General features: G+C 74.5%; 26 protein-coding genes. 11 read left to right on the top strand and 15 right to left on the bottom strand.

All coding sequences use genetic code 11. The features are described from left to right. Positions 1 to 43 precede the first annotated feature (43 nt). Entirely contained in the window at positions 44 to 952 is a 909-nt protein-coding gene (locus SM611_RS17395; protein ID WP_371950607.1) for an oxygenase MpaB family protein, read from the top strand. Here SM611_RS17395 and SM611_RS17390 read toward each other — a convergent pair. From SM611_RS17390 to SM611_RS17375, 4 genes are read right to left on the bottom strand one after another with little or no spacing between them, the layout of a single operon-like run. Next, positions 949 to 1,878 (bottom strand): RecB family exonuclease, encoded by a 930-nt coding sequence (locus tag SM611_RS17390; protein ID WP_371950606.1) that lies wholly within the window; start codon positions 1,876 to 1,878, stop codon positions 949 to 951. The genes SM611_RS17395 and SM611_RS17390 overlap by 4 nt on opposite strands. A gap of 49 nt (positions 1,879 to 1,927) precedes the next feature. Continuing rightward, on the bottom strand, positions 1,928 to 2,632 hold the full coding sequence (locus SM611_RS17385; protein WP_371950605.1) for an MBL fold metallo-hydrolase: 705 nt from the start codon (positions 2,630 to 2,632) through the stop codon (positions 1,928 to 1,930). 10 nt (positions 2,633 to 2,642) lie between these two features. Further along, positions 2,643 to 3,509 (bottom strand): PHP domain-containing protein, encoded by an 867-nt coding sequence (locus tag SM611_RS17380; RefSeq protein ID WP_371950604.1) that lies wholly within the window; start codon positions 3,507 to 3,509, stop codon positions 2,643 to 2,645. Continuing rightward, positions 3,509 to 4,165: a DUF6758 family protein gene (locus tag SM611_RS17375; protein WP_371950603.1), complete on the bottom strand. Its 657-nt coding sequence runs from the start codon at positions 4,163 to 4,165 to the stop codon at positions 3,509 to 3,511. The genes SM611_RS17380 and SM611_RS17375 overlap by 1 nt, the downstream gene beginning before the upstream one ends. A gap of 84 nt (positions 4,166 to 4,249) precedes the next feature. On the opposite strand from SM611_RS17375, the gene SM611_RS17370 reads away from it, so the two are divergent. Further along, positions 4,250 to 4,684, top strand: a complete 435-nt coding sequence (locus tag SM611_RS17370) for an NUDIX hydrolase (RefSeq protein WP_371950602.1) — start codon at positions 4,250 to 4,252, stop codon at positions 4,682 to 4,684. An 11-nt stretch (positions 4,685 to 4,695) separates the two neighbouring features. Here SM611_RS17370 and SM611_RS17365 read toward each other — a convergent pair whose 3' ends face one another. Both SM611_RS17365 and SM611_RS17360 read right to left on the bottom strand, forming a co-directional pair. Beyond that, positions 4,696 to 5,811 carry a CPBP family intramembrane glutamic endopeptidase gene (locus tag SM611_RS17365; RefSeq protein WP_371950601.1) on the bottom strand — a complete coding sequence of 372 codons (1,116 nt, stop codon included), beginning with the start codon at positions 5,809 to 5,811 and terminating at the stop codon, positions 4,696 to 4,698. A 267-nt stretch (positions 5,812 to 6,078) separates the two neighbouring features. Beyond that, on the bottom strand, positions 6,079 to 7,017 hold the full coding sequence (locus SM611_RS17360; RefSeq protein ID WP_371950600.1) for an HpcH/HpaI aldolase/citrate lyase family protein: 939 nt from the start codon (positions 7,015 to 7,017) through the stop codon (positions 6,079 to 6,081). A 40-nt stretch (positions 7,018 to 7,057) separates the two neighbouring features. Between SM611_RS17360 and SM611_RS17355 the strand changes: the two genes are divergently transcribed. Further along, positions 7,058 to 7,573, top strand: coding sequence for a hypothetical protein (locus SM611_RS17355; protein ID WP_371950599.1), 516 nt, complete (start codon positions 7,058 to 7,060; stop codon positions 7,571 to 7,573). Between the two features lie 16 nt (positions 7,574 to 7,589). Here the strand turns inward: SM611_RS17355 and SM611_RS17350 are convergent, their stop codons facing one another. Beyond that, a complete protein-coding gene (locus SM611_RS17350; RefSeq protein WP_371950598.1) occupies positions 7,590 to 8,504 on the bottom strand; it encodes an RNA polymerase sigma-70 factor in 915 nt (304 codons plus the stop codon). Positions 8,505 to 8,733: 229 nt separating this feature from the next. Between SM611_RS17350 and SM611_RS17345 the strand changes: the two genes are divergently transcribed. Both SM611_RS17345 and SM611_RS17340 read left to right on the top strand, forming a co-directional pair. Further along, on the top strand, positions 8,734 to 10,032 hold the full coding sequence (locus SM611_RS17345) for a magnesium transporter MgtE N-terminal domain-containing protein (RefSeq protein ID WP_371950597.1): 1,299 nt from the start codon (positions 8,734 to 8,736) through the stop codon (positions 10,030 to 10,032). A 14-nt stretch (positions 10,033 to 10,046) separates the two neighbouring features. After that, positions 10,047 to 10,526 (top strand): DUF1003 domain-containing protein, encoded by a 480-nt coding sequence (locus SM611_RS17340; protein WP_371950596.1) that lies wholly within the window; start codon positions 10,047 to 10,049, stop codon positions 10,524 to 10,526. A 39-nt stretch (positions 10,527 to 10,565) separates the two neighbouring features. Here SM611_RS17340 and SM611_RS17335 read toward each other — a convergent pair whose 3' ends face one another. Further along, positions 10,566 to 11,021 carry a MarR family winged helix-turn-helix transcriptional regulator gene (locus tag SM611_RS17335; RefSeq protein ID WP_371950595.1) on the bottom strand — a complete coding sequence of 152 codons (456 nt, stop codon included), beginning with the start codon at positions 11,019 to 11,021 and terminating at the stop codon, positions 10,566 to 10,568. Between the two features lie 110 nt (positions 11,022 to 11,131). Between SM611_RS17335 and SM611_RS17330 the strand changes: the two genes are divergently transcribed. Further along, complete coding sequence (locus tag SM611_RS17330) at positions 11,132 to 12,271, top strand: Mrp/NBP35 family ATP-binding protein (protein WP_371950594.1); 1,140 nt, start codon at positions 11,132 to 11,134, stop codon at positions 12,269 to 12,271. Between the two features lie 190 nt (positions 12,272 to 12,461). Here SM611_RS17330 and SM611_RS17325 read toward each other — a convergent pair whose 3' ends face one another. The 5 genes from SM611_RS17325 to sigE form a co-directional block, all read right to left on the bottom strand. Then, positions 12,462 to 12,815 (bottom strand): sec-independent translocase, encoded by a 354-nt coding sequence (locus SM611_RS17325; RefSeq protein ID WP_371950593.1) that lies wholly within the window; start codon positions 12,813 to 12,815, stop codon positions 12,462 to 12,464. Positions 12,816 to 12,912: 97 nt separating this feature from the next. After that, positions 12,913 to 14,742, bottom strand: a complete 1,830-nt coding sequence (locus SM611_RS17320) for a trypsin-like peptidase domain-containing protein (RefSeq protein ID WP_371950592.1) — start codon at positions 14,740 to 14,742, stop codon at positions 12,913 to 12,915. 137 nt (positions 14,743 to 14,879) lie between these two features. Then, complete coding sequence (locus tag SM611_RS17315) at positions 14,880 to 16,007, bottom strand: sigma-E factor regulatory protein RseB domain-containing protein (RefSeq protein WP_371950591.1); 1,128 nt, start codon at positions 16,005 to 16,007, stop codon at positions 14,880 to 14,882. After that, positions 16,004 to 16,630 carry an anti-sigma factor family protein gene (locus SM611_RS17310; protein WP_371950590.1) on the bottom strand — a complete coding sequence of 209 codons (627 nt, stop codon included), beginning with the start codon at positions 16,628 to 16,630 and terminating at the stop codon, positions 16,004 to 16,006. The genes SM611_RS17315 and SM611_RS17310 overlap by 4 nt, the downstream gene beginning before the upstream one ends. A gap of 65 nt (positions 16,631 to 16,695) precedes the next feature. Beyond that, the gene (gene sigE, locus SM611_RS17305; RefSeq protein ID WP_371950589.1) at positions 16,696 to 17,445 is read right to left on the bottom strand and encodes an RNA polymerase sigma factor SigE; all 750 of its coding nucleotides are present in this window, start codon (positions 17,443 to 17,445) and stop codon (positions 16,696 to 16,698) included. A gap of 183 nt (positions 17,446 to 17,628) precedes the next feature. Here sigE and SM611_RS17300 point away from each other — a divergent pair, with 183 nt between their 5' ends. Both SM611_RS17300 and SM611_RS17295 read left to right on the top strand, forming a co-directional pair. After that, the gene (locus SM611_RS17300; RefSeq protein ID WP_371950588.1) at positions 17,629 to 18,288 is read left to right on the top strand and encodes an O-methyltransferase; all 660 of its coding nucleotides are present in this window, start codon (positions 17,629 to 17,631) and stop codon (positions 18,286 to 18,288) included. Between the two features lie 24 nt (positions 18,289 to 18,312). Next, complete coding sequence (locus SM611_RS17295; RefSeq protein WP_371950587.1) at positions 18,313 to 18,924, top strand: hypothetical protein; 612 nt, start codon at positions 18,313 to 18,315, stop codon at positions 18,922 to 18,924. A gap of 24 nt (positions 18,925 to 18,948) precedes the next feature. On the opposite strand, the gene SM611_RS17290 is transcribed toward SM611_RS17295, so the two are convergent. After that, positions 18,949 to 20,415, bottom strand: coding sequence for a leucyl aminopeptidase family protein (locus tag SM611_RS17290; protein ID WP_371950586.1), 1,467 nt, complete (start codon positions 20,413 to 20,415; stop codon positions 18,949 to 18,951). A gap of 110 nt (positions 20,416 to 20,525) precedes the next feature. Then, positions 20,526 to 20,693, bottom strand: a complete 168-nt coding sequence (locus SM611_RS17285; protein ID WP_083980698.1) for a DUF3117 domain-containing protein — start codon at positions 20,691 to 20,693, stop codon at positions 20,526 to 20,528. A 177-nt stretch (positions 20,694 to 20,870) separates the two neighbouring features. On the opposite strand from SM611_RS17285, the gene SM611_RS17280 reads away from it, so the two are divergent. The 3 genes from SM611_RS17280 (at position 20,871) to SM611_RS17270 (ending at position 25,103) form a co-directional block, all read left to right on the top strand. Next, positions 20,871 to 21,656 (top strand): enoyl-CoA hydratase-related protein, encoded by a 786-nt coding sequence (locus SM611_RS17280; protein ID WP_371950585.1) that lies wholly within the window; start codon positions 20,871 to 20,873, stop codon positions 21,654 to 21,656. A 91-nt stretch (positions 21,657 to 21,747) separates the two neighbouring features. Beyond that, positions 21,748 to 22,512, top strand: coding sequence for an ABC transporter ATP-binding protein (locus SM611_RS17275; protein ID WP_371950584.1), 765 nt, complete (start codon positions 21,748 to 21,750; stop codon positions 22,510 to 22,512). A gap of 5 nt (positions 22,513 to 22,517) precedes the next feature. Continuing rightward, the gene (locus SM611_RS17270; protein ID WP_371950583.1) at positions 22,518 to 25,103 is read left to right on the top strand and encodes an FtsX-like permease family protein; all 2,586 of its coding nucleotides are present in this window, start codon (positions 22,518 to 22,520) and stop codon (positions 25,101 to 25,103) included. The last annotated feature ends 108 nt before the right edge of the window (positions 25,104 to 25,211 follow it).

Below are 25,211 nucleotides of genomic sequence, written 5' to 3'. Positions count from 1 at the left end.
GGGGGATGACACACTTACTCCAGTTTGTCTCACGGAGGTGCCGATGCCCGCGACCGTCCAGCCACCCGAGAGCGTCACCTGGCGCGTCCACCTCGACCGGTCCATGTGGATCGGCGGGGTGCGCAGCCTGATGCTCCAGGCGCTCCATCCCATGGCCATGTGGGGGGTCTGGCAGAACTCCAACTTCCGCGAGGACCCGTTCGGGCGGCTCCAGCGCACGTCCGACTTCGTCGGCCTCGGCACCTTCGGCAGCCCGGAGGAGGTCGAGGAGGCCGCCTACCGCGTCCGGGAGATCCACCGGAGCCTGCGGATCCTCAACCACGACACCGGGAAGAAGGAGCGGCTCGACCAGCCCGAGCTGCTGCTGTGGGTGCACTGCGCCGAGGTCTACTCCTACCTGGAGGTGGCGCGGCGCGCCGGGCTGCCGCTGACCGATGCCATGGCCGACCGGTACCTGTACGAGCAGCGCACGTCGGCGACGCTCGTCGGGCTGCACGCCGAGGACGTCCCCGGCAGCGTCGCCGAGATGGAGGCGTTCTTCGCCGAGATGCGGCCGAAGCTGCGCGTCACCGAGGAGGCGGCGGAGACCGTCCGGTTCCTCATGTGGCCGACGATGCCGGAGAACCTCAGGTTCCTCGCCCCCGGGAAGCCGGGCTACTTCCCGTTCGGCGCGCTCTGCTACTACTCGCTGCCGGACTGGGCGCGCCAGATGTACGGGGCGCTGCCCGAGGTGCCGCAGCCGGCGGTGACGGCGGCGCTCCGCTCGTTCCGGCTCGCGATGAACTCGGTGCCCGAGCGGGTGCACGACTACGCGTTCGCGAAGAACACCCGCGACATGCTCGAACGGACCCGGCAGCGGCTCGCCGCCGAAGGGTACGACGTCAGCCGGGGGCTCTTCGGGCTCCGCGACCCGCGCCGCTGGCCGAGCCGGAAGGAGCTCGCGCCGGTCTAGGCGACGTCCACCGGGAGCGCCGCCCACGGCTCCTTGCGCGGGGCGGCCTCCTGGCCCTCGGGGCAGTGGCGCGCGAAGTCGCACCACGAGCACAGGGTGCCCGGACGCGGTGGGAACAGCTCGTCGTACGGCGCGTGGTCACCCGGGCGGGGCTTCGGGACGCTGGTGCGGTCCCCCGTAGGTGGACGACCCCCCGCACCCCCAGCACCCCCAGCACCCCCCGCAAGAGCCCGGTACGCCTCGTCGGCCTCCGCCGTCTCGGCGGCGATCTGCTCGGCGCGGCGGATGTGCCGGGCGAGGGACTCGTCGGTGTGCTCCCACACCGCGACCTCGCCGGACGGCAGATGGTGCAGCTCGACGCGGTGGCACGGGCGGCGCAGGACGCGGGACGCCGCCACCGCGTAGATCGCCAGCGCGAGGGAGCCGCGCGCGTCGTCGGAGGTCAGCACGTGCCGGCCGGTCTTGTAGTCGACGACGACCAGCTCGGGGCCGCGCGCGTCGAGGCGGTCGATGCGGCCGGAGACGGCGATCCTGTCGGTGCGGGTCGCGACCGTGCGCTCGACGCCGAGCGGCTCGTCGTACGGGTCGAGGCCCGCGACGTACCGCTCGGTCATCTCCCGGGCCCGGTCACGCCACTGCGCCGACTGCGCCTCGTCGCGGAAGCCGTCCGTCAGCCAGCCCCGGGCGAGCAGGCGCCCGGCGGCCTCGGGCGTGCGCTCGCCGGCGGGCAGCCGCCACCAGGCGGCGAGCGCGTTGTGCACGCTCGCGCCGACGCTGTTGTGCGCCCACGGCGGGCCCTTCTGCGGCATCGGACGGTCGAGGTACGTCATCCGGTACCGGCGGGGGCAGTCCAGCCAGGTGTTCAGCCGCGACGGCGTGCACGCGTACAGCCGCCGGGGCATTCCCTCGAAGCCCAGCTGCTCCACCGTCAACGTCCCTTCCGGGAGGGCGCCCTCCCGGGCTCCGCGGCGGGAATCAGTCGTCTTCGTTCGCCAGCGAGCCCCAGGTCTCCCAGCGGGCGTCCTCGTCGCCGACCGTGGTCTCCTCGCCCTGCGCGGGCAGGACCTTCAGGTCCTTCGGGAGGGGGGTCAGCAGCGCGCCGATCGAGTTGAGCTGCTTGCGCAGGTCCTCGTAGACGCCGCCGATCGAGCCGGGACGGCCGCGGTGCAGCGTGTCGCCGGAGAACAGCACGCCGAGCTGCTCGCTGATCACGCAGACGCTGCCGGGCGTGTTGCCGGGCGTGTGCACGATCTCCAGCTGCGCGTCGCCGATCTCGAAGACGCCGCCGTCCTCCAGCCAGATGTCGGGTTCGAGGGACCGCAGCGCCTTGGCGTCGTCCTCGTCCTCCTCCTCTTTGGCGAGGCGGCCGAAGTAGTCGCGCCACAGCAGCCGGTCGGCGCGGTGCATCGCGATCGGGGCCCAGTCGTCCTCGTCCTCCTCGCCGGCGGCCGCGACCTCCAGCACCACGTTGAGGTGGTGCTCGTTGCCGTCGGTCAGGATGACGGCCATGACCTCGCGGTCGCCGACCTCCTTGAGGATGGCCTCGGCGTCGGAGGCCGGGTCGATCACGATGACCTCGTCGTCGTCGCCGACGATGTAGGTGTTGTTCTCGACGTCGTACTCGGTGTCGTCCAGGGTCAGCGTCCCCGACGTCACCACCTGTTCGATGCGCGCGTCCACGCAACGCACCCTACCGTGCTTCGCGGCTCCGATCCGGCACACGGAGATCACCGCCGGACGCGGCCTCCGCGAGCCGCTCGAACGCCTCCGGCGCGGTCGTCTCGGCGCCGAGCCGGTCGCCGGTCGGCGCGCCGTGGTCGTCGCTGGACCCGGTCGCGGCGAGCCCCAGCGCGGCGGCCAGGTCGTGCAGGCGGGCGCGGTCCTCGGGGGCGTGGTCGGGGTGGTCGGCCTCGATCCCGGCGAGCCCGGCGGCGGCCAGGCGCTCGATCACCTCGTCGTCGAACACGTAGCCCCGGCGGCGGGCCCGCGGGTGGGCGAGCACGCACACTCCCCCGGCCGCCCGGACGAGCCGGAGCGCCCGCTCCGGGTCGAGCGCGTACCGGTCGACGTAGGCGCGGCCGCCCTGCGCGATCCACCGGGGCGTGAACGCCTCGTCCGCCGTCGCGACCGCGCCCGCCTCCACCATGGCCCGCGCGATGTGCGGGCGCCCGACGGCCTCGCCGTGCGCGAGCGCGCGGACCATGCCCCACGTGACCTCCACGCCGAGGGCGCGGAGGCGCTCCACCATGGCCTGCGCGCGGACGACGCGGTCGTCGCAGACGCGGGCCAGTTCGGCGGCGAGCGGCGGATGCTCCGGGTCGAACAGGTAGCCGAGCATGTGCATGCTGAGGCCGTCCTGCATGCACGACAACTCGATGCCGGGGACGAGGGTCAGGCCGTCCGGCAGCGCGTTCGCGGCCTCGTCCCATCCGGCGACCGTGTCGTGGTCGGTCAGCGCGACGACGTCGAGGTTCCGCGCCCGCGCCCGCGCCACGACCTCCGCGGGCGGCCTGGTGCCGTCGGACGCGTCGCTGTGGCAGTGCAGGTCGATCCGCATCACTCGTCGAGCCGCGGGCTGTGGGCGCCGTAGGGAAGGTCGAGCTCCATGCCCGGTTCGCGCAGGTCGAGGAGGTTCTGGCTCTCCAGGATCAGGACGCCGGCGTCGGCGGGCCACAGCACCGCCCACAGCCAGTTGCCCATCGCCTCGCCGACGAACACGGCGCGGTCGGCGCGGTCGGGCCCGGTGCGGACCGCCCACATGGGCACCGACCGCCCGCAGGTCGCGGCGGGGCCGCTGACGTCGAGCTTCACGTGCGGCGGGCTCCCGTTGAACGCCTCGCCGGGGTCGGTGCCCTCCAGCCCGGCGTAGTAGGCGCCGAGCCCGATCCCGGGCTCCTCGGCGATCAGCAGCATGTCGGCGGGGCCGCGCAGCAGCCCCGGCCCGGACACGGCGACGGCCGTCGCCCGCGCGCCCGACCGGTCGTCCCCGACCGAGGTGAACCCCGTGACGAGCCAGGCCGGCGGAAGGGGCCAGGGCGTCCAGACGGGGACCCGGGCGTCGCGCAGCACGGCGGCGAGCCCGTCCGGGCCCGGACGCCTGGACGGCTGCCTCGGCAGGACGGCGCCGTGCACGCCGCAGGTCCAGTCGCTCGACCAGAGGCCCGGCTCGCGAAGAGGACCCGCGCAGCGCGGGCACATGGGCTCCGCCCTCATGATTACCCACCCTGCGCGGCGATGTCCCGGCTCGTCAAGTTCGGGCTGGTCGCCGGCTGGGAAAGAGGGGCCAAAATGGGGTCCATGAGAACGCGGTGCGTCGGCGGGATCGTCCGGGACGGCGACGGGCGGCTGCTGCTGGTGCGGCGCGGGCGCCCGCCCGGCGAGGGCCTGTGGTCGATCCCGGGCGGACGGGTCGAGCCGGGCGAGGACGACCCGGCCGCCGTCGCGCGGGAGCTGAAGGAGGAGACCGGCCTGGACGTCGCCGTCGGCGCCCTCGCCGGGACGGTCGAGCGCCCCGCCCCCGGCGGCGTCATCTACGAGATCCACGACTACGCGGCCACCGTGACCGGCGGGACGCTCCGCGCGGGCGACGACGCGTCCGACGCGCGCTGGGTGCGGCCGGGCGACCTCACCGGCCTCCCGGTCACGCCGGGGCTGCTCGAAGCGCTCGCCGAGTGGGGCGTCCTCGATACCGAGGGCGGCGGCACGGGCGGCGGTCAGGGCACGGGCGCTTAGGGCGCGGGCGGTCAGGGCACGGGCAGCGGCTGGGACACCGCCGCGACCGGCACGCCGTCCTCCGCCGTGACCTTCTGCAGCCGCATGCGCCGCGCCAGCCACACGACGACCGCCGCGTAGAGCAGCATCGGGACGACGTCGGCCAGCACGACCTGCCACGGCACGCTGCCCTGCTCCATGTCCAGCTTGCCGACCGCCGCCGGGAGCAGGAACGCCATCAGGTTGTTGAACACGTGCAGGGCGATGCCGGACTCCAGCCCGCCCGTCCGCACCGTCAGCCACGCCGCGATCGCACCGAACAGGAAGATGTCGAGGATGCCCCAGCTCGTGTAGCCGTGCCCGGCCGTGAACAGGGCCGACCCGACCACGATCCCCGGCCACGGGGTGCGGAAGACCAGGCTGAACGCCCGCCCGGCGCGGCCCCTGGCGTTCTCCAGCGTGCAGGCGCCCACGGCCTGCAGCAGCCAGCCGCGGAAGACGTACTCCTCCGCCGCCGCCTGGAAGGGCACCAGCAGGACGATCACGATCGCCGGAGCCAGGAACGCGCTCCACCCGACCCAGTGCTCGTCGCCGCCGGACTGGTCGTCCATCGCGACGGCCGCCGCGATCGACGTCCCGTACGACACGACGCAGAACAGGACCGCGAGGCCGCAGCAGACCAGCATCCAGCGCCACCGCAGGCGTCCCGCGACCGACGACAGCGTGCCCGGCCGCCGCCGCTGCAGCAGCCACGCGGCCCCCAGCACGACCGGCAGGAACAGCGCGAGGGACCCCAGGTTGAACGCGAGGTCGGCGGTGTCGTTGCCGAAGATCGAGTCCGCGTCGGCGCCGGAGGCGTCCGGGTCCGGGACGTCCCCGGTGACCGCGATCCGAACGATCATCCCGGCGAGCATCAGCAGGAGCGCGAGGCCCATCCCGGCGACGGCGACCACGAGGCTCCCGGCCAGCGGCCGCCACCAGCGGTGCGCCTCGTTCCGCGCCACCTGGTGGAACCGCCTGCCCGCCGGCGGCGGCACCGTCCAGGACCGCTTGGCGGGCGGCATGCCGTACCCCGGCCCGTACGCGCCGGGGCCGTGCTGCGGGCCCCAGCCGTCCGGCTGCGCTGGCGCCCCGGGCCAATAGGGCATCCCGGGCGAATATCCCGGAGCGCCCCCGTACGGTCGGCCCGGCGGCTCCGCGGGCGGGTGCAGGGGCGGTTGCGCGTACGGCTGCGGCGGAGCCGGGTGGGGCGGCTGCGCCGGCGGCCACGAAGGCTGCTCCCCCGGCCCGGGGTCGGCGGGACGGACGGGGTCCGGGGGCGCCCAGCCGTCGGTGTCCCCTGGTTCTGGCAACGTGACCCCTCCCCCGCGAATCCCCCGCGAACCCTTCGCGTACGTGACGAATCGTACGGGGCGTCAGTTCCCCGCCGGGTCGAAGCGCTTCGTGCGGGCGAGACCGGCGGCGCGCCCCTTGGCGGCGACGACGAGCGCCATCTTGCGGGACGCCTCGTCGATCATCTCGTCGCCGAGGGTGGCGGCGCCGCGCCCCTCGCGCAGGGAGTGGTCGTAGGCGTCCAGGATCAGCTCGGCGTGGTCGTAGTCGTCCTGGGACGGGGAGAACACCGCGTTCCCCGCCTCGACCTGGGACGGGTGCAGCACCCACTTGCCGTCGAAGCCGAGCGCGGCGGAGCGCCGCGCGACGCGGGTGAAGGCGTCCACGTCGCGGACGTTGAAGTAGGGCCCGTCGATGGCCTGCAGGCCGTGGGCGCGGGCGGCGATCAGGATGCGCATGAGGATGTGGTGGTAGGCGTCGCCCTCGGTGTAGCCGGGCGGCTGCTCGCCGACGACGAGGGTCTTCATGTTGAGGGACGCCATCAGGTCGCCGGGCCCGAGGACGAGGGTCTCCAGCCGGGGCGACGACGCGGCGATCGCGTGGATGTTGACCAGGCCCTGCGCGTCCTCGATCTGGGCCTCGATGCCGATGCGGCCGGCCGGCAGGCCCGTCGCCCGCTCGATCTGGGTGAGGAGCCGGTCGAGCCACTGGACGTGGGTGGCGTCCGACACCTTCGGCAGCATGACCGCGTCCAGGTTCGCGCCGGCGGCCTCGACGACCTCGATCACGTCCCGGTAGGCCCAGTGCGTGTCGAGGTCGTTCACCCGCACCACCCGGGTCTTCCCCGACCAGTCGCCCTCGTTGAGCGCGGCGGCGACGGTCGCGCGGGCGTCCTCCTTGGCGGACGGCGCGACGGCGTCCTCCAGGTCGAGGAAGATCTCGTCGGCGGGGAGCCCCTGCGCCTTCTCGATGAAGCGGGGGTTGCTGCCCGGAACGGCGAGGGTGGTACGTCGAGAGCGCATGGCCCCGGATGCTATCCAGCGGGTGTGAGACCCTGCGGTCATGGGTCTGAACGGCGCGGGTCCGAACAGGGCGCTGGTGGAGGAGGCGGCCAGGAAGTCGGGGCTGCTGTGGCTGGAGCTGCCCGGCCTGCCGCAGCCGCGGGCGGCCTGGCACATCTGGCACGACGGCTCCGCCTACGTGCTGACCGGCGGCGAGGGCGAGCAGCCGCTGCCCGGCCTGCCCGAGTCGTCGCGGGTCACCGTGATCCTGCGCAGCAAGGACAAGGGCGGGCGCCTCATCTCGTTCACCGCCGACGCCGAGCAGGTCGAGCCCGGCACCGAGCTGTGGGACGAGGTGACGCCGATCCTCGCCAAGGAGCGCCTCAACGCCCGCACCCACGAAGGCCAGGTGGAGACGTGGGCCGTCGAGTCGTGGGTCGTCCGGCTGACCCCGGTGGACGAGGTCGTCACGGCGGACGACGGGTACGCGACCGTCCGCCCGGTGCCCACCCCGGCGACGACCGCCGGCGCGCCGCCGCGCATGTTCGGCGGCAAGCGCCGGGCGGCCGACCGCTAGGGGCGCGTCCGGAGCGTCACATCGGGAGCCGGCGGCCCTCCGCCAGGGAGCGGAGCTTGTCCGGGTTGGCGACCAGGTGGATCGTCCGCACCTTGCCGTCGGGGTCGATGTCGACGGTGAAGGCGCTGATCGGGCCGTCCGGGCCGTCCACCACCACCGCCGGCTCGGCGTTGATCTCGACGCGCCGGAACCGCATGTCGGCGGGCTCGACGCCCTGGTAGGGCACGCCGTTGATCCCGACGAGGAAGCGGCCCACCTTGTCGGCGCCGAAGATCGCGCGGCGCGGGGCGCGGACCTTGCCGCCGCCGTCCGACCACAGCGCGACGTCGGGTGCGAGGACCTCCATGAGCAGGTTGACGTCGCCGCCGGTCACCGCGTCGAGGAACCGCTCGGTCGCGGCGCGCCGCTCGGCGCCGCCCGCCTCGAAGCGGGGCCGGCGGGCCTCGACGTGCTTGCGGGCGCGGGTCCCGAGCTGCCGCACGGACGCCTCCGACCGGTCCAGCGCCTTCGCGATGTCCGCGTACGGGTACCCGAAGACCTCCTTGAGGACGAACACGGCCCGCTCCAGCGGGCTCAGCGTCTCCAGGACGACCAGCATCGCCATCGACACCGACTCCGACATCTCGGCGTCCTCGGCGACGTCCGGCGAGGTCAGCATCGGCTCGGGCAGCCACGGCCCCACGTACGTCTCGCGCCTGGCCTGCGCCGAGCGCAGCCGGTCGAGCGCGACGTTGGTGGTGATCCGGACGAGGTACGCCTTCGGGTCGGCCACCCCGGTCCGGTCCCCCGCGGACCAGCGCAGCCAGGCGTCCTGCACCGCGTCCTCGGCGTCGGCCGCCGTGCCCAGCATCCGGTAGGCGACGGCGAACAGCAGGTTGCGGTGCTCCTCGAAGAGCCGGAAGGGATCGTCCATGGTTGTCCAGCCTCGCATGCGTGAATGTTCGTCGACCATCACCCCGGACGACGAAGCGCCGGACCCCGATGTGACATGGGCACGTCCCCTGCGATCGCCCGGAGGGGCCCGGCGCTCCGCGCGAACGTCAAGCCGGCCACGGCCATCGGTTTTCCGAACTCCGGCTCAGCCGATTCAGGACCCCGGGAAGGGGGCGGAACCGGGGCGGGCCCGGATCAAGCAGGCGATCATGGGTAGTGTCCTGACCATGAGCGCAGCTCCGACACGGGTGTTCATCGCCCGGCTCGCGGGCATCGCGGTGTTCGACCCCGCCGGTGACCAGGTCGGCAGGGTCCGCGATGTCGTGGTCGCGCTGCGGCTCGCGCCGCGGCCGCCGCGGGTGCTCGGGCTGGTGGTGGAGGTCACCTCGCGGCGGGCGGTGTTCCTGCCGATCACCCGGGTGACGGTGATCGAGGCGGACGCGATCATCTTCGACGGCCGGCTGAACATGCGGCGGTTCCAGAAACGCGAGTCGGAGACCCTCGTCATCGCCGAGATGCTGGACCGGACGATCCGGTTCCGCGACTCCGGCGAGCCCGTCTCCGTCGTGGACGTCGCGATGGAGCCGACCCGCACCCGCGACTGGCTGGTCGTGAAGGTCGCCGTCAGCCGCCGGACGGGACGCGCGCTGCGCAAGCGCGGCGAGAGCCTCGTCGTCGACTGGGACGCCGTGGAGGGCTTCTCCGCCGTCGAGCACGGCCAGGGCGCCGCCGGGCTGATCGCCGCGTTCGGCCAGATGAAGGCCGCCGACCTCGCCAACATCGTGCACGAGCTGCCGGCGAAGCGGCGGACGGAGCTCGCGGTGGCGCTGGACGACGAGCGGCTCGCCGACGTCCTGGAGGAGCTGCCCGAGGACGACCAGGTCGAGATCCTCGGCCAGCTGGGCGTGGACCGGGCCGCCGACGTCCTGGAGGCGATGGGCCCCGACGACGCCGCCGACCTGCTCGGCGAGCTGCCGACCGAGCAGCGGGAGCAGCTGCTCACGCTGATGGAGCCGCACGAGGCGGCGCCGGTGCGGCGGCTGCTCACCTACCCCGACGAGTCGGCGGGCGGGCTGATGACCACCGACCCGGTGGTCGTCCCGCCGGACGCGACGGTCGCCGAGGCGCTCGCGCTGATCCGCCGCCCCGACCTGAACCCGGCCCTCGCCGCGCAGGTGTACGTGTGCCGGCCGCCGAGCGCGACGCCGACCGGCCAGTACCTCGGCACCGTGCACTTCCAGAAGCTGCTGCGCGAGCCGCCGCCGACGCTGGTCAGCGGGATCGTGGACACCGAGCTCGACCCGCTGCGCCCCACGATGTCGCTGGAGGCCGTCGCGATGTTCCTGGCCACCTACAACCTCGTCGCCGCCGCCGTCGTGGACGAGAACGGGCACCTCCTCGGCTCGGTGACGATCGACGACGTGCTCGACCACCTGCTGCCCGAGGACTGGCGGGAGAACGTGATGGACGCCGCCGCCGAGGTGACCGCCGATCCCGAGGAAGAGGTACTCCGGGGGACGACATGATGACGACACGCCCGATGACCGCGCGCCTGGACCAGCCGAGGGAGGTCCGCCGGACGCTGCTGCCGCGCGTCCACTACGACCCCGAGTCGTTCGGCCGGCTGTCGGAGCGGATCGCGCGGTTCCTGGGGACGGCCCGCTTCATCGTCTACATGACCGTGTTCGTCGCCGTATGGCTCGGCTGGAACACGTTCGCCCCGGACTTCCTGAAGTTCGACCCGTACCCGTTCATCTTCCTGACGCTGATGCTGTCGCTCCAGGCGTCCTACGCGGCGCCGCTGATCCTGCTCGCGCAGAACCGGCAGGACGACCGGGACCGCGTCCAGTACGAGCAGGACCGGGCGCGCGGCGACCGCAGCATCGCCGACACCGAGTACCTGACCCGGGAGATCGCCGGGCTGCGGGTGGCGCTGAACGAGGTCGTCACCCGCGACTTCCTGCGCTCGGAGCTCCAGCAGATCATCAAGGATCTGGACGCGAAGGAGCACGTCCCCTAGGCGCCAGGCTTTAGGCCTTAGGCCCCTGAACCCCCGGCCCTAGGCGGGAATCCCCTCGTCGGCGAGCTTGTCGAGGATGTGCTGGAACGCGCGCAGGTCGGACTCGTCCAGCCGGCTCAGCACGTGCTCCTGGACGCCCTGCCGGTAGGTGGGGGTCGCGTCGGCGAGCCGGAGCCGCCCGGCGTCGGTCAGGGCCGCGTACAGGCCGCGGGCGTCGTCGGCACAGGACTGCCGGACCACCAGCCCGTCGCGCTGCAGCCGGTCGACGAGCCTGGTCAGGCCGCTGCGCGACAGCAGGACCCGGTCGGCCAGGTCGTTCATCCGCAGCCGCCCGCCCGCCGCCTCGCCGAGGTGCATCAGCACCTCGTAGGAGCCGAGCGCGAGGCCGTGCCGGGCCAGCAGGTCGGCCTGCAGGCGGCGGGAGATCTGCGCCTGCGCCCGCAGCATGGTCCGCCAGACGACCAGCTCGGCGGCCGAGAGGGTGCCGCTTGTCACCGGACCGATGTTACGGCCGGCGGGCCGTCCGCGCGATGGAGACGCACCCGACATGTGAAGACGGACACCCTGATTAACGGGTAGGGCCTCAGGGTTCATACCATGGGCGCATGGCCTCCCTGTTGACGACCGAGCGGGTGACCGAGGCTCTCGCCACGGTGAACGATCCTGAGATCCACAAGCCCATCACCGAGCTCGACATGGTCAAGAGCGTCGACATCGACGCGGACGGCGGCGTCCGCGTCGGCGTCTACCTGACCGTGGCCGGGTGTCCCATGAAGGACACCATCACCAAACGCGTCACAGAGGCCGTGTCCCGGCTCGACGGCGTCTCCTCGGTGCACGTCGACCTGGACGTGATGAGCGAGGAGCAGCGCAAGGACCTGCAGACCAAGCTGCGCGGCGGGCAGCCCGCCAAGGAGATCCCCTTCGCCAAGCCGAACTCGCTGACCAAGGTGTACGCGGTGGCGAGCGGCAAGGGCGGCGTCGGCAAGTCGTCGGTGACCGTGAACCTGGCCGCCGCGCTGGCCGCGCAGGGCCGCAAGGTCGGGGTCGTCGACGCCGACATCTACGGCCACTCGGTGCCGCGGATGCTGGGCGTGCAGAACGCCCCCACCAAGGTCGAGGACATGATCCTGCCGCCGACCTCGCACGACGTGAAGGTGATCTCGGTCGGCATGTTCACCGCCGGGAACCAGCCGGTCGTGTGGCGCGGGCCGATGCTGCACCGCGCGCTCCAGCAGTTCCTCTCGGACGTGTACTGGGGCGACCTCGACATCCTGCTGATGGACCTGCCGCCCGGCACCGGCGACATCGCGATCTCCGTCGCGCAGCTGCTGCCGTCCGCGGAGATCCTCGTCGTCACCACCCCGCAGCAGGCCGCCGCCGAGGTGGCCGAGCGGGCGGGCGCGATCGCCGCGCAGACGCACCAGCAGGTCGTCGGCGTGATCGAGAACATGTCCTACCTGTCGTGCCCGCACTGCGGCGAGCAGCAGTTCATCTTCGGCGAGGGCGGCGGCCAGACGGTCGCGGACGCGCTGACGAAGACGCTCGGGACCCGCGTCCCGATGCTCGGCCAGGTGCAGATCGACCCGCGGCTCCGCGAGGGCGGCGACAACGGTCTCCCGCTCGTCCTGTCCGACCCGGACGCGGGCGCCGCCAAGGAGCTGCGCACCATCGCCGACAAGCTCGCCGGTCGCAGCCGCGGCCTCGCCGGCATGTCCCTGGGAATCTCCCCCAAGGGCCGCTGACGACTTGCTAGCCCAGGGGGGCGACCCCCTGGAACCCCCGTTACGGACGAGAGGGCGTTTCCCGAGCCGCTGGCGCGTCTCGCGAAACGCCCTCTCGTCCGGCGGGTCGTGCGACCTCCGGGCGCAGAGCGCCCTCCGGCCACCCGACCCGTGAGCTGGTGGCCCCCTGGGCTAACTGGTGGCCCCTGGGCTAGGTCGCCTCGTCGTCGAAGGGGGGCTTCTTGCCGTCCAGTTGGTGCGCGGTCGTGGCGTAGGACGGCTCGTCGTCGAACACGCCGGAGCCGTTCGCCGTCAGGCCGCCGCCGGGCTCGTCCTCGAACAGGTGCTTGCGGACGAACGTCTTGGGGTTGAGGTCGTTGAGGTCGAAGTCCTTGAACTCCGGCCCGAGCCCCTCCTGCAGGTCGGCCTTGGCGCTGTCGGCCATCTGCCGGAACTGCCGCAGCATGCGTCCCGCCTGCCCGGCCACCTGCGGCAGCTTGTCCCCGAAGATGACCAGGGCGAGGACGACGAGCACCGCCATCTCACCGAGTCCGACGTCGAACAACCCGTCCTCCACAAGCCGTCAGGGGGCCGGTCCCCGCGGACCGACCCCCTCAGCGTATCCCGAGCCCGGATGAACCGGACCTGAACATCCCGCCGTTCTAATCGGCGCCCAGTGTCACCTGAACCTTGTTCTCCCGGCCGTCGCGCTCGTAGGTGATCGTGATCCGGTCGCCGGGGGCCCGGCTGCGGATCTGCGCGATCAGGTCGGTGGCGTCCTCGATCGGCTTGTCGTCCACCTTGGTGATCACGTCGCCGGGCTTCAGGCCCGCCTTGTCGGCCGGGCCGCCCTTGGTCACCGGGTCCTGCCCGCTGACCGGCTGCGGCATGATCCGGGCGCCGCCCTCCTGGTAGCGGGGGTCGGGCAGCACGCCGAGCTTGGCCTTGCGGACGCTGCCGCTGCGGATGATCTCCTCGGCGACCCGCTTGCCCTGGTTGATCGGGATCGCGAAGCCGAGGCCGATGCTGCCGCTCTGCTGCTCGCCGCCGAGCGACTGGCCGCCGAGCGTCGCGATCGCGGTGTTGATGCCGATCACGCGGCCCTTCGCGTCCACGAGCGGGCCGCCCGAGTTCCCGGGGTTGATCGCCGCGTCGGTCTGGATCGCGTTCAGGTAGGACGCGTCGGCGCCGCCCTCGCCCTGCGTGGGAACGGCCCGGTTCAGCGAGCTGACGATGCCGGTCGTGACCGAGCCCTGCAGGCCGAGCGGCGAGCCGATCGCGATCACCGGGTCGCCGACCGCGATCTTGCTGGAGTCGCCGACCGGCAGCGCGGGCAGCGAGTGCTGGCCCTCCGGCTTGAGGACGGCGACGTCCGAGCTCGGGTCGGCGCCCTTGACGGTCGCGGGCAGCGTCTTCTTGTCGTTGAAGACGATCTGGATCTGCCCGCCGCCGCCGGCGCCGGACACGACGTGGTTGTTGGTGATGACGTAGCCGCCGTTGACGATGAAGCCGGTCCCGCCGACCTCGCCCTGCGCCGCCTGCACGCGGATCATCACGACGCTCGGCAGCACCCGCTGCGCGACGCCCGCGACGGAGTCGGGCGGGCGGTTCTGCACCTTGGTGTCGCTGCTGTCGCTGCCGCCGAGGCTCACCGAGCCGCCGCCGTCGTCGCCGTTGGTCGCGACGACGCCGATCCCGGCACCGAGCGCGCCCGCCACCAGCGCGACGATCAGCGCGACGACGGCGAGCAGGCCGAGGCCGGGCCCGCCACGCGAGGACGACGGCATCGCCGGCACCGGCGCCCAGTTCGGGCCGGTGCCGCCGGGCGGCATCCCGTAGCCGGACATCGGCCGGGGCCCCGGACCGCCGGGCGGCGGGCCCATCGGCGCGGGCGGCGGCGCCATCGGCGGCCGGGCGCCCGCGGGCGGCGGCGGGCCCTGGTGGGACTGCTGCGGCCAGCCGCCGTACGGGCCGCCCTGCGCGGCGCGCGGGTCGGCGTTGTGCGGGACGAACCCGGGGCGCGGGCGGTCGTCGTCCGCGGCGGGCTTGTCGAGCGCGACCGGCGGCGGGGGCTGCGGCATGTCGCGCGGCGGGACGTCCTGCAGCGGGACCTCCTGCGGCCCCATGTCCGCCGCGGAGGCGCCGCCGGGCGCGCCGCGCGAGAAGACGTCCTCGCTGGTGTCGGGCGGGCCGCCGAGCGAGTCCGGCGGCGCGAACCCGCCGGCCACCAGGCGGTCGCCCCGGCCGGCGCCCTCGGCGCCCTCGGCGCCGAACTCCCGGCCGGGCTCCGGGTCGTCGACCGGGCGCGGGTCGTCGCCGGCGTCCGCCCAGGCCCCCGGCTCCGGACCGTCCACCGGCTGATCCAGCGGGATCTCCTGGTCGGTCACCGTCTCGGGAGGAGCCGCCGCCTCCTGCCGCTCAGGCTCCCCGCCGGAGACGACCTCGTCGTCGTCCGACGGGGCCCGTACCGGCCCGCGGTTGTCTTCCGTCATCCCCATCTCTCCTACCGAGCATGGTCCTCGTCATCCGTGCTCATGCTGCCCCGAAAGGCATGTGGCGAGCATAAGACCCGCCCGCCGTGCCGGCGAACGGTGATCACCACCTCGGACGCCGATACGGCCGCGACGGTTCAGTCGAACGGATCGACCGCGGACACCAGGCGGCGGGCGCCCCGGGACAGGCGCGTCCACAGCGGTTCGGCGCCGCGCGGCATGTTCACGGCGACCGCGTCGGCGGTGCTCTGCGGCGCGTCCGTCAGCACGGTGTAGACGTACCCCTTCCCGGCGGAGACGGCCCACCGGCGCAGCGACTCGCGGCGGTACACGGTCCGGCCCCGGCGGACGGTCTTCTGCCAGCCGGCCAGGCCGTGCTCGTCGAGGGTGCCGCGCTGCACGAACACCGAGACGGCGGCGAGGCCGTCGGAGTAGCTGAGGTGGACGGCGCCGCCGCCCTTCTCGCGGCGCACGTCGTAGAGGGTGAGCCGGCCGGGCAGGTCCTGCGGGACGGGCCAGCCGCGGTCGCGGAGCCCGGCGATCCCGGCCCGGTCCAGCCGGTCGCCCCACGCGCTCGCGGCGGTGCCGGAGCCGGCGCTCTCCACCGGTCCGGACGCGCTGGACCCGGGGAAGCGCAGCAGCCCGCTGCGCGGCAGGTCGAGCGCGGCCCGCTCCCCCGGCGGCATGGTGAAGCTGATCTCGCTGAACCCGGTGACGATCACGGGATGGCCCTTGGCGTCGATCAGCTCGCGGTGCAGCATCAGCCCGGTCTCGCGGTCGATCCAGAAGCGTCCGGCGGGGCTGCCGTCGGCCCGGCGGGCCTCGACGACGCGGGCCGGCCGGCCGCAGATCGCCGCGTCCGCGGCGCGCACCACCGAGTAGTTGCGGGTGAGCAGGGCGAGGGTGCCGGGGGTGAAGCCGGTGGTGTCGCCGGCGGCGGACTCGGGCCGGTAGCCGGTCCCATTCGCGGCCGACCGGTAGCGGATGCCCTCGCCGGGCCGGTGCGTCACGGCGACGCGGGACGTGGCGGACGCGCCGCGGTTCCACGTGGTGAGGAACCGCCGGCCCTCGTAGGGGACGCGGCGGGCGGCGTCGGCGGCGGCGCGCAGCAGCCCCACGGCGCCGGGATCGCTGCGCGTCCGGCGGACGGCGGCCGGGTCGCCGGACAGCAGCCCGGCGAGGGCGAGCGCGCCCGCGAGCGCGCCGGCCAGGAGGGCGCACCGCCGGCCGCGCCCCGCCAGCCCGGTCGCGGTCGGCGCGGTCACGGTCCGGGGGAGACCTGGACCTGGTAGACCGGGTCGGTGAGCGGGTCGGTCATCGGCGCGTCCCCGGAGGTGAGCGCGTGCTCGACGGCGAAGCGGTCGAAGGCGGGCGTGACGGTCGGCGCGTCCTGCCGTCCGCCCGCGGCGTAGGAGGCGGTGCCGAGGCCGAGGAAGAGCGTCGCGGCGCCCACGACCAGGTACCGGCGCCGCGGGTGGAGCTGCACGGTGGTGGCGTGCCCGCCGGGCCGGTTGTCGCGCGGGCGCGCGGCGGGGGCCGGCCGCGCGGGACGGGTCGATGATCGCAGCGGCCGTGCCGGGCGTTCCGACGGCGCGCCGGCGGGCGGGCCCGGCGGGGGGCCCGCGGGGACGCCGGCGGACGGGGGCGGCTCGGCGGCCACGGGCAGGGAGCGCAGCCGGGTCAGGAAGTCGGGGGTCGGCAGGTCGTCGGTGCCGTCCGCGGCGGGCAGCTCCGACAGCCCCCGCAGCCGTCCCTTGAGGCGGCGCAGGCCCGCCACCTCGGCCCTGCACCGGGCGCATCCCGCGAGATGGGCGAGCACGCGGTCGCGCTCCTCGTGTCCCAGCTCATCGTCGACCAGAGCGGTCAGACGCTCCCCCAGACAACTCACGCCGCCTCCGTCGGTTCCATTCGGTCGGGCGCGCGGTCCCGGCCCCGCGCGCGATGTGCTCGGCTCTAAGCGCCGCCGGGCTCCGGCAGCGCCCCGCCGGCCGTGTGCACGCCCCCCGCGGGCGCCGCGGCCGCACCGTCGGCGGCGGTGGCGCGTGCCTCGGAGGCCGGCGCCGCCACCTGGTAGTCGTTCCTGGTGCCGGGCCGGCGCCGCGTGGGCGCGCGGTGCTCCAGCGCGGCGCGCAGCTGCGCCCGTCCCCGGTGGATGCGGCTGCGCACGGTGCCCAGCTTGACGCCGAGCGTCGCGGAGATCTCCTCGTAGGACAGCCCCTCGATGTCGCACAGCACGACGGCCGCGCGGTACTCGGGGGCCAGCGCGTCGAGCGCGGCCTGGACGTCGGCGTCGAAGTTGGTGTCGTCGAACGCCTGCGCCGGGGTCGGCTCGCGGCCCTGGAGGCGCTCGGCGGCGTCGTCGGCGAGCCCCTCGAAGCGGATGCGCTGGCGGCGCCGCGCCATGTCGAGGAACAGGTTCGTGGTGATGCGGTGCAGCCAGCCTTCGAACGTTCCTGGCGTGTAGTTCGACAGCGAGCGGAACACGCGGACGAAGACCTCCTGGGTGAGGTCCTCGGCGTCGTGCTGGTTGCCGGTGAGCCGGTAGGCCAGCCGGTAGACGCGCGCGGAGTGCTCGCGGACGACCTCGTCCCAGGACGGCGGCGCCCACTCGGCCTCGGGGGCGTTCTCGCGGGTGCGAGCGGCGTTCCCCTGCCTGGCGCCTACCCCCACAGCGCTTCTGAAACTGAGTGCTGCGACTCCCATGGTGCCGGGCTGTTCCTCTCTCGTGAGCCAAGGTCCTCGCCTTGGAACGGCACGGTCTCGCCTGGGCTGGGGCGGTTCTGGACCGACGTGCGTGCTGGCCGCGCGGGTGCGCTTCCGCTGGTTACAACGCGCTGAAACTCCAGTTGGTTCCCTGTCAACGATATGGTCTTTCCAGCATGAGGCATGCGGGGGTCCCGCGAGGAGGCAGCCATCGACGCCATTCAGGCCACCCGGGCCTACGTGGAGGATTTCCTCCCCGAAGACGAGCCGCTCCGCGCCGCCAGGCGGCGCGGCGAGGAGGTCGGCGCGTCCCCGATCGGGCCGGCCGGCGGCGCGGCGCTGCGCTTCATCGCGGCGCTGATCGGCGCGCGGACGGTCGTGGAGGTCGGCTCCGGCTGCGGCGTCTCCGGCGTCTGGCTGATGCGCGGCATGCCCAGGGACGCGGTCCTCACGAGCGTGGACATCGAGCCCGACAACCAGCGGCTGGCGAAGCTCGCCTACCGGGAGGCGGGCCTGTCCCACTTCCGCACCCGGATGATCAGCGGCCCCGCGCTGGAGGTGCTGCCCCGGCTGACCGACGGCGCCTACGACATGGTGTTCTGCGACGCGGTCAAGCGGGAGTACCCCGAGTACCTGGTGGACGCGCTGCGGCTGCTGCGGCCCGGCGGCGTGGTCGCGTTCGACAACGCGCTGTGGCACGACCGGGTCGCCGACGCCGCGCACCGCGACCCCGACACCGAGGCGATCCGGGAGGTGCACCGGATGATCCGCGAGGACGAGCGGCTCGTCCCGTTCCTCGCCCCGGTCGGCGACGGTCTCCTCTGCGCCGTCAAGCGCGACTGAGGCGGGCGCATGGAGGGCGGGCGCATGGATGCGGAGACGGTCGAGACCCGCGAGCCGTTCGCGGTGCGGATCAGGATGACGTGGCGCGGGGCCTGGCAGCTGGTGGCCCTGGCGATCCTGTTCGCCGCGTCGATCGCGTTCGTCACGGGCGGCGCGATCCGCGGCGCCGGGGTGGGCGCCGTCGCGGTCATGGTGCTCGGGGTGGCGGGGCTCGCGCTCTTCGGGACGGGCCTGCTGATCTCCGGCGGCGGGATGCTGGCGCGCCGTCCCGTCCTGGAGCTGGACGGCGACGAGGTGCGCCGCCCGGCGCGCTGGCCGCTGCCCCGCTCGGCCGGGCGGGCGCTCCCCTGGGACGAGGTGGCCGCGATCGCGGCGCTGCGCCGCGGCATGCCCGGCAGCCGCCGGGGCGAGCAGGACTACCTGGTGTTCCTGCCGTCCGCCGAGCTGGCGGAGCTGGCGCGCACGTCGGACCGGCCCGGCCTGGTGGCGTTCACGATCCGGGACGTGCCGGCCACGGTGGCGGCCGTCCCGTGGTGCTTCGCGGTGGAGCCGGGCTGGGACGCCGCGCTCCCCGACATCGTCAAGGAGGCCCGGCGGCGCCGCCGGGTCCCGGTGATCGACCGCCGGACGAAGTAGCGCCTCCCGCCGGCGGGCCGGCGCTCACGCTCCGGCGGTCAGCCAGTCGAGCAGCAGGCGGACGCCGAACCCGGTCGCGCCGCGGGTGATCTCGCCGTCGTCGGACGTGGCGCGGCCCGGCCCGGCGATGTCGAGGTGCGCCCAGGGGCGGTCGCCCGCGAACTCGCGCAGGAACAGCGCCGCGGTGATGGCGCCGCCGCCGAGGCCGCCGCGCCCGATGTTGGCGACGTCGGCGACGTCGGAGTCGATCGCGGTGCGGTAGTCGGCCGTGAGCGGGAGCCGCCACACCGGCTCGCCGGCCGCCGCGCCCGCACCGGTGAGCGCGTCGGCGAGAGCGTCGTCGGTGGCGAACAGCGCGGCGTGCCGCAGGCCGAGCGCGACCTTCGCGGCGCCGGTCAGGGTCGCGACGTCGACGACCGCGTCGGGGTCGAGTTCGGCGTCGGCGTAGGCGAGCGCGTCGGCGAGGACGAGCCGGCCCTCGGCGTCGGCGTTCAGCATCTCCGACGTCGTGCCGCCGTAATGGGTGATCACGTCGCCGGGGCGCATCGACGACCCGGACGGCATGTTCTCCGCCGCCGCGACCAGGCCGGTGACGCGGGCGCGGACGCCGAGGCCGCGCAGCGCGCTCATGACGGCGATGACCGCGCCGCCGCCCGCCATGTCGGTCTTCATCGTCTTCATGCCCTCGTTCGGCTTCAGCGACAGGCCGCCGCTGTCGAACGTGATGCCCTTGCCGACCAGCACGACGTGCTTCTCGGCCGGGCCCTCGGGCGCGTAGCCGAGCTCGATCAGGCGGGGCGGGCGGGCCGACCCGCCGCCGACGGCGAGCAGCCCGCCGAAGCCGCCCTCGGCCAGCTCCTTCTCGCCGCGCACGCGGACGGCGAGGCCGGCCTCCGCGGCGACCTGCTCGGCCCGCGCGGCGAGCCAGGAGGGGTCCTTCTCCCCCGCCGGGGTGTTCGCGAGGTCGCGGGCCAGCGCGGTGGCCCGCGCCCGCGCGGTGGCGCGTTCGAGGGCCGGAGCGTCCGCCTCCGGCCCGGCCTCGGTCAGCACGGCGAGGGTGCGGAGCGCCTTCCGGGCCGGCGGGGCGCCGATCGTGAACTCGTAGCAGGCGAGCAGCGCGCCCTCGACGAAGGCGGCGAGGTCGCCGTCCGGGACGCCGGCGAGGAGCGCCGTCCGCCCCTTGCCGCGGCGGGCCACCGCGGCGCCGGCCTTGCGCAGGTCGGCCGGGGCCGCGTCGCCCACCCCGTACAGCAGCAGCTCCCGGACCCGGTCGCCGACGCGGACCTGGGTCGCGACGATCTCCCCCGGATCGCCCTTGGCCTTGTGCAGCGCGAGCAGCTCGTCCAGCGTGAAGGGCAGCGCACCGGCGACCTCGGCGGCCGGCGCGACGGGGCCCTTGCGGACCGGGACCGCCACCACCTCGGCGCCGAGATCGACCGCCGTCTGCGACACGGTGCCGCCGGCGCCGTGGACGCGGGTCTCGATGGGCATGGTGAGGGTCCCCCTTCTGGGTTCGGAAATGGCAAGGGCCCCGGCGGCGTCGCCGGGACCGTCACCAACAAGCCGGGAGCGGCGGAGCCGTCGGCTCAGCCCGCGGGGTCTCAGCCCACGACGTCCTTGAGCGCCTCGCCGAGTTCCTTGGCCTCGTCGGCGGAAAGCTCGACCACGAGGCGGCCGCCGCCTTCGAGGGGGACCCGCATGACGATCCCGCGTCCCTCCTTGGTCACTTCGAGCGGACCGTCTCCCGTCCGCGGCTTCATCGCCGCCATGCGTGCATCCCCTTCCTGCGTAGGGCCGCGGCCTCGCACACCAGTGGCCGCGTGGCCGCGTGTCGCATCCGCGTCATCAGTAGTGGTCCATTATCTCGTCTTCCGGGCGCGAAGTGGTAACGATCAGCCTCCAGATCGGAAGATGGGAAGATCTGCGGGAGAGCTGAGAGGACGCCGATGTCTGAGACCGTGCTGTACGACGTGACCGACGGTGTGGGGACCATCACACTCAACCGCCCCGACGGGATGAACTCGCTGACCACCGAGATGAAGGAGCTGCTGCGCGCGACGGTGGTGCGCGCCGCCGCCGATCCGGACGCCCGCGCGGTCGTCCTCACCGGTGCGGGGCGGGCCTTCTGCGCTGGGCAGGACCTGCGCGAGCACGCCGCCAACCTTGCCGCCGGGAAGGGGCTGGACGACACCGTCCGCAAGCATTACAACCCGGTGGTGCTGGCCCTCGCCGGGATGCGGAAGCCGGTGGTGGCGGCGGTGAACGGCGTCGCGGCGGGCGCGGGCGCGGCGCTGGCGTTCGCCTGCGACCTGATCGTGGCGTCCGACAGGGCGAGGTTCGCGACCGCGTTCACCGGGATCGGCCTGGCCCCCGACAGCGGCATGTCGTGGACGCTGCAGCGCCTCGTCGGCCGCGCGAAGGCCGCCGAGCTGCTGCTCCTCGGGGAGCCGGTGAAGGCGGAGCAGGCGCTGGAGCTGGGCCTGGTGAACCGGGTCGTCCCGGCGGACGAGCTGGCCCCGGCGGCGGTGGAGCTGGCGCGGCGCCTCGCGGCCGGCCCGACGGTCTCCTACGGCGCGGTGAAGGCGGCGCTCGACCACGCGGCGGCGCACGACCTGGCGTCCTCGCTGGAGCGGGAGGCGGAGCTGCAGGACGAGTGCGCGGAGACCGCCGACCACAAGAACGCGACCGAGGCGTTCCTGAAGAAGCGGCAGCCGGAGTTCGAGGGGCGCTGACGGCCGCGCCGTGAGGGTGGGGCCTTCCCCCGTATCGGGTGGGGAGGCTCCGCCACTGCGGGCGAGGGGGCTCCGGCGGTTGGCTTGAGGCATGACCCAGACAACCGCCGCACCCCCTTCCGGTGAGGTCCGCGACCATGTCGCCGTGGCCCGTGACGTCGTCAAGTCGTACGGGGCGGGCGAGCACGCGGTGACCGCGCTGCGCGGCGTCTCGGCGGCGTTCCCGCGCGGCCGGTTCACCGCGATCATGGGGCCGTCCGGCTCCGGGAAGTCGACGCTCCTGCACTGCATGGCCGGGCTGGACACGGTGTCGTCCGGCTCGGTGCTCATCGGGGACGTCGACATCACGAAGCTGTCGCGGACGCGGCTGACGAAGCTGCGCCGCGACCGGCTCGGGTTCGTGTTCCAGTCGTTCAACCTGCTGCCGATGCTGACGGCGGAGGAGAACATCCGGCTGACCGGGCGGCTCGGGAACCGGCGCGCCGACCGCGAGTGGTTCGCGACCATCGTGGACGCGCTGGGGCTGCGGGAGCGGCTGTCGCACCGCCCGGCCGAGCTGTCGGGCGGCCAGCAGCAGCGGGTCGCGGTGGCGCGGGCGCTGCTGACCCGGCCGGAGGTGCTGTTCGCGGACGAGCCGACCGGCAACCTCGACTCCCGGTCGGGCGCCGAGGTGCTGGGGTTCCTGCGCCGCTCGGTCGACGCCTACGGCCAGACGGTGATCATGGTGACGCACGATCCGGGGGCCGCCGCGCACGCCGACCGGGTGCTGTTCCTCGCCGACGGGGCGATCGTCCACGAACTGCACGGCCCGACGGTCGGCCAGGTGCACGGCGTGATGCGCCGGATGGGGGGCTGAGCGGCATGTGGCTCATCGCGCGCCGCTCGTTCGCCGAGGGCTGGACACGGCTGGCCGCCACGCTGCTGGCGGCGGTGTTCTCGATCGGGCTGATCGCGGGCTCGCTGCAGTTCACGCTCCGGGCGCAGGAGGCGGTGTCGGGCAGCGACGCCAGCGAGTACTCCGCGGCGGACGTGCTCGTCCAGGGCGGTACGACCGACGCCGACGACCCGTACTCGGCCCCGGACGGCCAGGTCGCGCTGCGTTCGGTGGCGGGACGGCCGGGGGTCGCGGCGGCGGCCGGGGACGCGATGGTCCCGGTCACCGCGAGCGGCTCCGACGGCAGGACGATCCTGCCGCCCGCCGGCGCCGGGACGACGCTGCGTCCGTGGACGTCCGACGCGCGGTTGAACCCCTACCGCCTGGAGTCGGGGCGCGCCCCGGCCGGCGGCGACGAGGTCGCGGTCACCCGGCACGTGGCGCGGGCCGGGAAGCTGGACGTCGGCGACCCGCTGAAGGTCATGCTGCCGAAGCAGAGCCGCACCATGAAGATCGTCGGAATCGTCACCGTGCAGGGGCACAGCGCCGTCGCGAGCGGCGACCTGCTGCTGGCGGCGCCGTCGACGGCCGGGCAGGCGGCGGGCCTCCCCGCCGGGACGTGGCAGGGCGTCTGGGTGAAGGCGGCGCCCGGCGTCCGTCCGGCGGAGCTCCGCGCCGAGCTGGCCGGGGCCCTCGGCGAGGACGTCACCGTCCGCACCGCCGCGGCCGTGCGCGACGCCCAGTCGGCCGACCTGGAGGGGGCGGGCGCGTCGATCGGCGGCGCCATCGGCATGCTCTCGTCCGTCGCGGTGTTCGTCGGGCTGTTCGTCGTGGCGAACACGTTCGGGACGCTCGTCCGGCAGCGGACCCGGCGGCTGGCGCTGCTCAGCGCGATCGGCGCGACGCCGCGCCAGATCAAGCGGCTGATCCGGTGGGAGGCCCTCGCCCTCGGCGCCGTCGCGTCGGCCGGCGGCGTGCTCCTCGGCTACCCCGTGTCGGCGCTGCTCACCCGGCTGTTCGCCGAGGACGGCTTCGACATCTCCGCCGCCGACGCCCAGTACGGCTGGATCGCGCTCGCCGTGCCCGCCGCCGCCGGGATCGTCGTCACCCAGCTCGCCGCCTGGCGGGCCGCGCGCCGCGCCGCGCGGATCTCCCCGATGGCGGCGATCCGCGCCGCGAGCGCCGAGACGGCCGGCCGCCGCCGGGGCCGGGTGCTCGGCGCCCTCGCCGTGTTCGCGTGCGCGTGGATCTTCTTCGGCGGCGTCTTCGGGATCAGGTACGAGGAGCCGCCCGGGCCGGAGCGCACCGTCGGCGTCGCGATGATGGTCCTCATGGGCTGCATGACGACGGTCGTGGCCCTCGCCCTCCTCGCCCCGTTCTTCGTCGGCCCCCTCGGCGGCCTCGTCGGACGCGTCGGGACGGCCGTGAGCGGCGAGGCCGGGCGGCTCGCCCGCGCCACGATCACCCGCAGCCCCCGCCGGGTGTCGTCGGCCGCGTCGTCGCTCATGCTGGGCGTGGCGCTGGTCGGCGCGACCGCGCTGACCGTCCTGTCGGTGAACGCGCGGTTCGACGAGACCGGCCGGCAGGTGATGCGGGCCGAGCACGCGATCGCCGCGACCGGGACGACGTCCGACGGCCCGGCGCCGCTGCCGCGCGACTCGGCGGCCAAGGCGGCGGCCGTGCCCGGCGTGTCCGCCGCGGTGGCGCTGACGGTGTCGGAGATCAAGCTCGTCTCGCCGCCGCCCCGCCGCCCGTCGCCGGAGGAGCCGCCGGAGCCCGCCTACCTCTCCGTGACGGGCGCCGACCAGGCCGCGATGCCGGCCGTGCTGGACCTCGGCGGGCGCCTGCCTCGGCTCGGGGACGGCGAGATCGCCCTCACCTCCGCGGTGCTGGAGGCGCAGAGGATCGGGAAGGGGCAGACGATCGTCGTGCGCGGCGCGCAGGGCCGGATCCCGCTGCGGGTCGCCGCCGCGTACCACGACCCGTCGCACCTGTTCGCCGACCAGGCCGTGGTGTCGGCGGCGACCATGGACCGGCTGGACCCGGACGCCCCCGCGCAGGTCGTCCTCGTGCGGGGCGGCTCCGAGCGGGACCTCTCCCGCGCGTTCGCGGACACGCCCGGCGTCGGGGTCCTCGGGAAGGGCGCCTACGTGCGGACGGCCGCGGGCGCGCTGACGAGCGGGCTGACGGTCATCTACGGGTTCATCGGGATGGCGCTCGTCCTCTCGCTGTTCGGGATGGCGACCACCGTCTCGATGAGCGTCGGCGAGCGGACCCGGGAGTTCGGGCTGCTCGGCGCGGTCGGGGCGACGGCGGCGCAGATCAGGGCGATCGTCCGCTGGGAGGCCGCGACCGTCGTCCTGCTCGGGGGCCTGCTCGGCATCGGCACGGCGCTGGGCGCCGTCTTCCTGATGCACGTCGCCACGGGCAGCTCGTTCCTCACCCCGGACCCGCCGTGGTGGCTGTTCCCGGCCGTCATCGCCGGCGCGGCGGCGGTCGCGCTCGCGACGTCCGCCCTCCCGGCCCGGCGCGCCGCCGACGTCCCCCTCCTGGAGGCCACCAAAGCCGAATGACTTCCCCAGCCCGTTGCCCCGGCCACGCGACATCCTGGAGCGTCGCGATCACGTCCGAAGGCAGGTTCGAGCTTGCGAGGACCTGATCGCGCAGCGAGCCGCCAGGCG

It is taken from the genome of Actinomadura monticuli (assembly GCF_041463655.1).
GTDB lineage: Bacteria > Actinomycetota > Actinomycetes > Streptosporangiales > Streptosporangiaceae > Spirillospora > Spirillospora monticuli.
Note: the sequence above shows the minus strand (reverse complement) of the source record. Positions and strands in the feature narration are given on the sequence as shown.

Excerpts from the sequence above, each read along its gene's own strand:
- SM611_RS17395 (WP_371950607.1), top strand. The coding sequence starts at position 44 with ATGCCCGCGACCGTCCAGCCACCCGAGAGCGTCACCTGGCGCGTCCAC.
- SM611_RS17380 (WP_371950604.1), bottom strand. The coding sequence starts at position 3,509 with ATGCGGATCGACCTGCACTGCCACAGCGACGCGTCCGACGGCACCAGG.
- SM611_RS17375 (WP_371950603.1), bottom strand. The coding sequence starts at position 4,165 with ATGAGGGCGGAGCCCATGTGCCCGCGCTGCGCGGGTCCTCTTCGCGAG.
- SM611_RS17370 (WP_371950602.1), top strand. The coding sequence starts at position 4,250 with ATGAGAACGCGGTGCGTCGGCGGGATCGTCCGGGACGGCGACGGGCGG.
- SM611_RS17365 (WP_371950601.1), bottom strand. The coding sequence starts at position 5,811 with ATGCCCTATTGGCCCGGGGCGCCAGCGCAGCCGGACGGCTGGGGCCCG.
- SM611_RS17360 (WP_371950600.1), bottom strand. The coding sequence starts at position 7,017 with ATGCGCTCTCGACGTACCACCCTCGCCGTTCCGGGCAGCAACCCCCGC.
- SM611_RS17355 (WP_371950599.1), top strand. The coding sequence starts at position 7,058 with ATGGGTCTGAACGGCGCGGGTCCGAACAGGGCGCTGGTGGAGGAGGCG.
- SM611_RS17350 (WP_371950598.1), bottom strand. The coding sequence starts at position 8,504 with ATGCGAGGCTGGACAACCATGGACGATCCCTTCCGGCTCTTCGAGGAG.
- SM611_RS17345 (WP_371950597.1), top strand. The coding sequence starts at position 8,734 with ATGAGCGCAGCTCCGACACGGGTGTTCATCGCCCGGCTCGCGGGCATC.
- SM611_RS17340 (WP_371950596.1), top strand. The coding sequence starts at position 10,047 with ATGACCGCGCGCCTGGACCAGCCGAGGGAGGTCCGCCGGACGCTGCTG.
- SM611_RS17330 (WP_371950594.1), top strand. The coding sequence starts at position 11,132 with ATGGCCTCCCTGTTGACGACCGAGCGGGTGACCGAGGCTCTCGCCACG.
- SM611_RS17320 (WP_371950592.1), bottom strand. The coding sequence starts at position 14,742 with ATGACGGAAGACAACCGCGGGCCGGTACGGGCCCCGTCGGACGACGAC.
- sigE (WP_371950589.1), bottom strand. The coding sequence starts at position 17,445 with ATGGGAGTCGCAGCACTCAGTTTCAGAAGCGCTGTGGGGGTAGGCGCC.
- SM611_RS17300 (WP_371950588.1), top strand. The coding sequence starts at position 17,629 with ATGCGGGGGTCCCGCGAGGAGGCAGCCATCGACGCCATTCAGGCCACC.
- SM611_RS17295 (WP_371950587.1), top strand. The coding sequence starts at position 18,313 with ATGGATGCGGAGACGGTCGAGACCCGCGAGCCGTTCGCGGTGCGGATC.
- SM611_RS17290 (WP_371950586.1), bottom strand. The coding sequence starts at position 20,415 with ATGCCCATCGAGACCCGCGTCCACGGCGCCGGCGGCACCGTGTCGCAG.
- SM611_RS17285 (WP_083980698.1), bottom strand. The coding sequence starts at position 20,693 with ATGGCGGCGATGAAGCCGCGGACGGGAGACGGTCCGCTCGAAGTGACC.
- SM611_RS17280 (WP_371950585.1), top strand. The coding sequence starts at position 20,871 with ATGTCTGAGACCGTGCTGTACGACGTGACCGACGGTGTGGGGACCATC.
- SM611_RS17275 (WP_371950584.1), top strand. The coding sequence starts at position 21,748 with ATGACCCAGACAACCGCCGCACCCCCTTCCGGTGAGGTCCGCGACCAT.
- SM611_RS17270 (WP_371950583.1), top strand. The coding sequence starts at position 22,518 with ATGTGGCTCATCGCGCGCCGCTCGTTCGCCGAGGGCTGGACACGGCTG.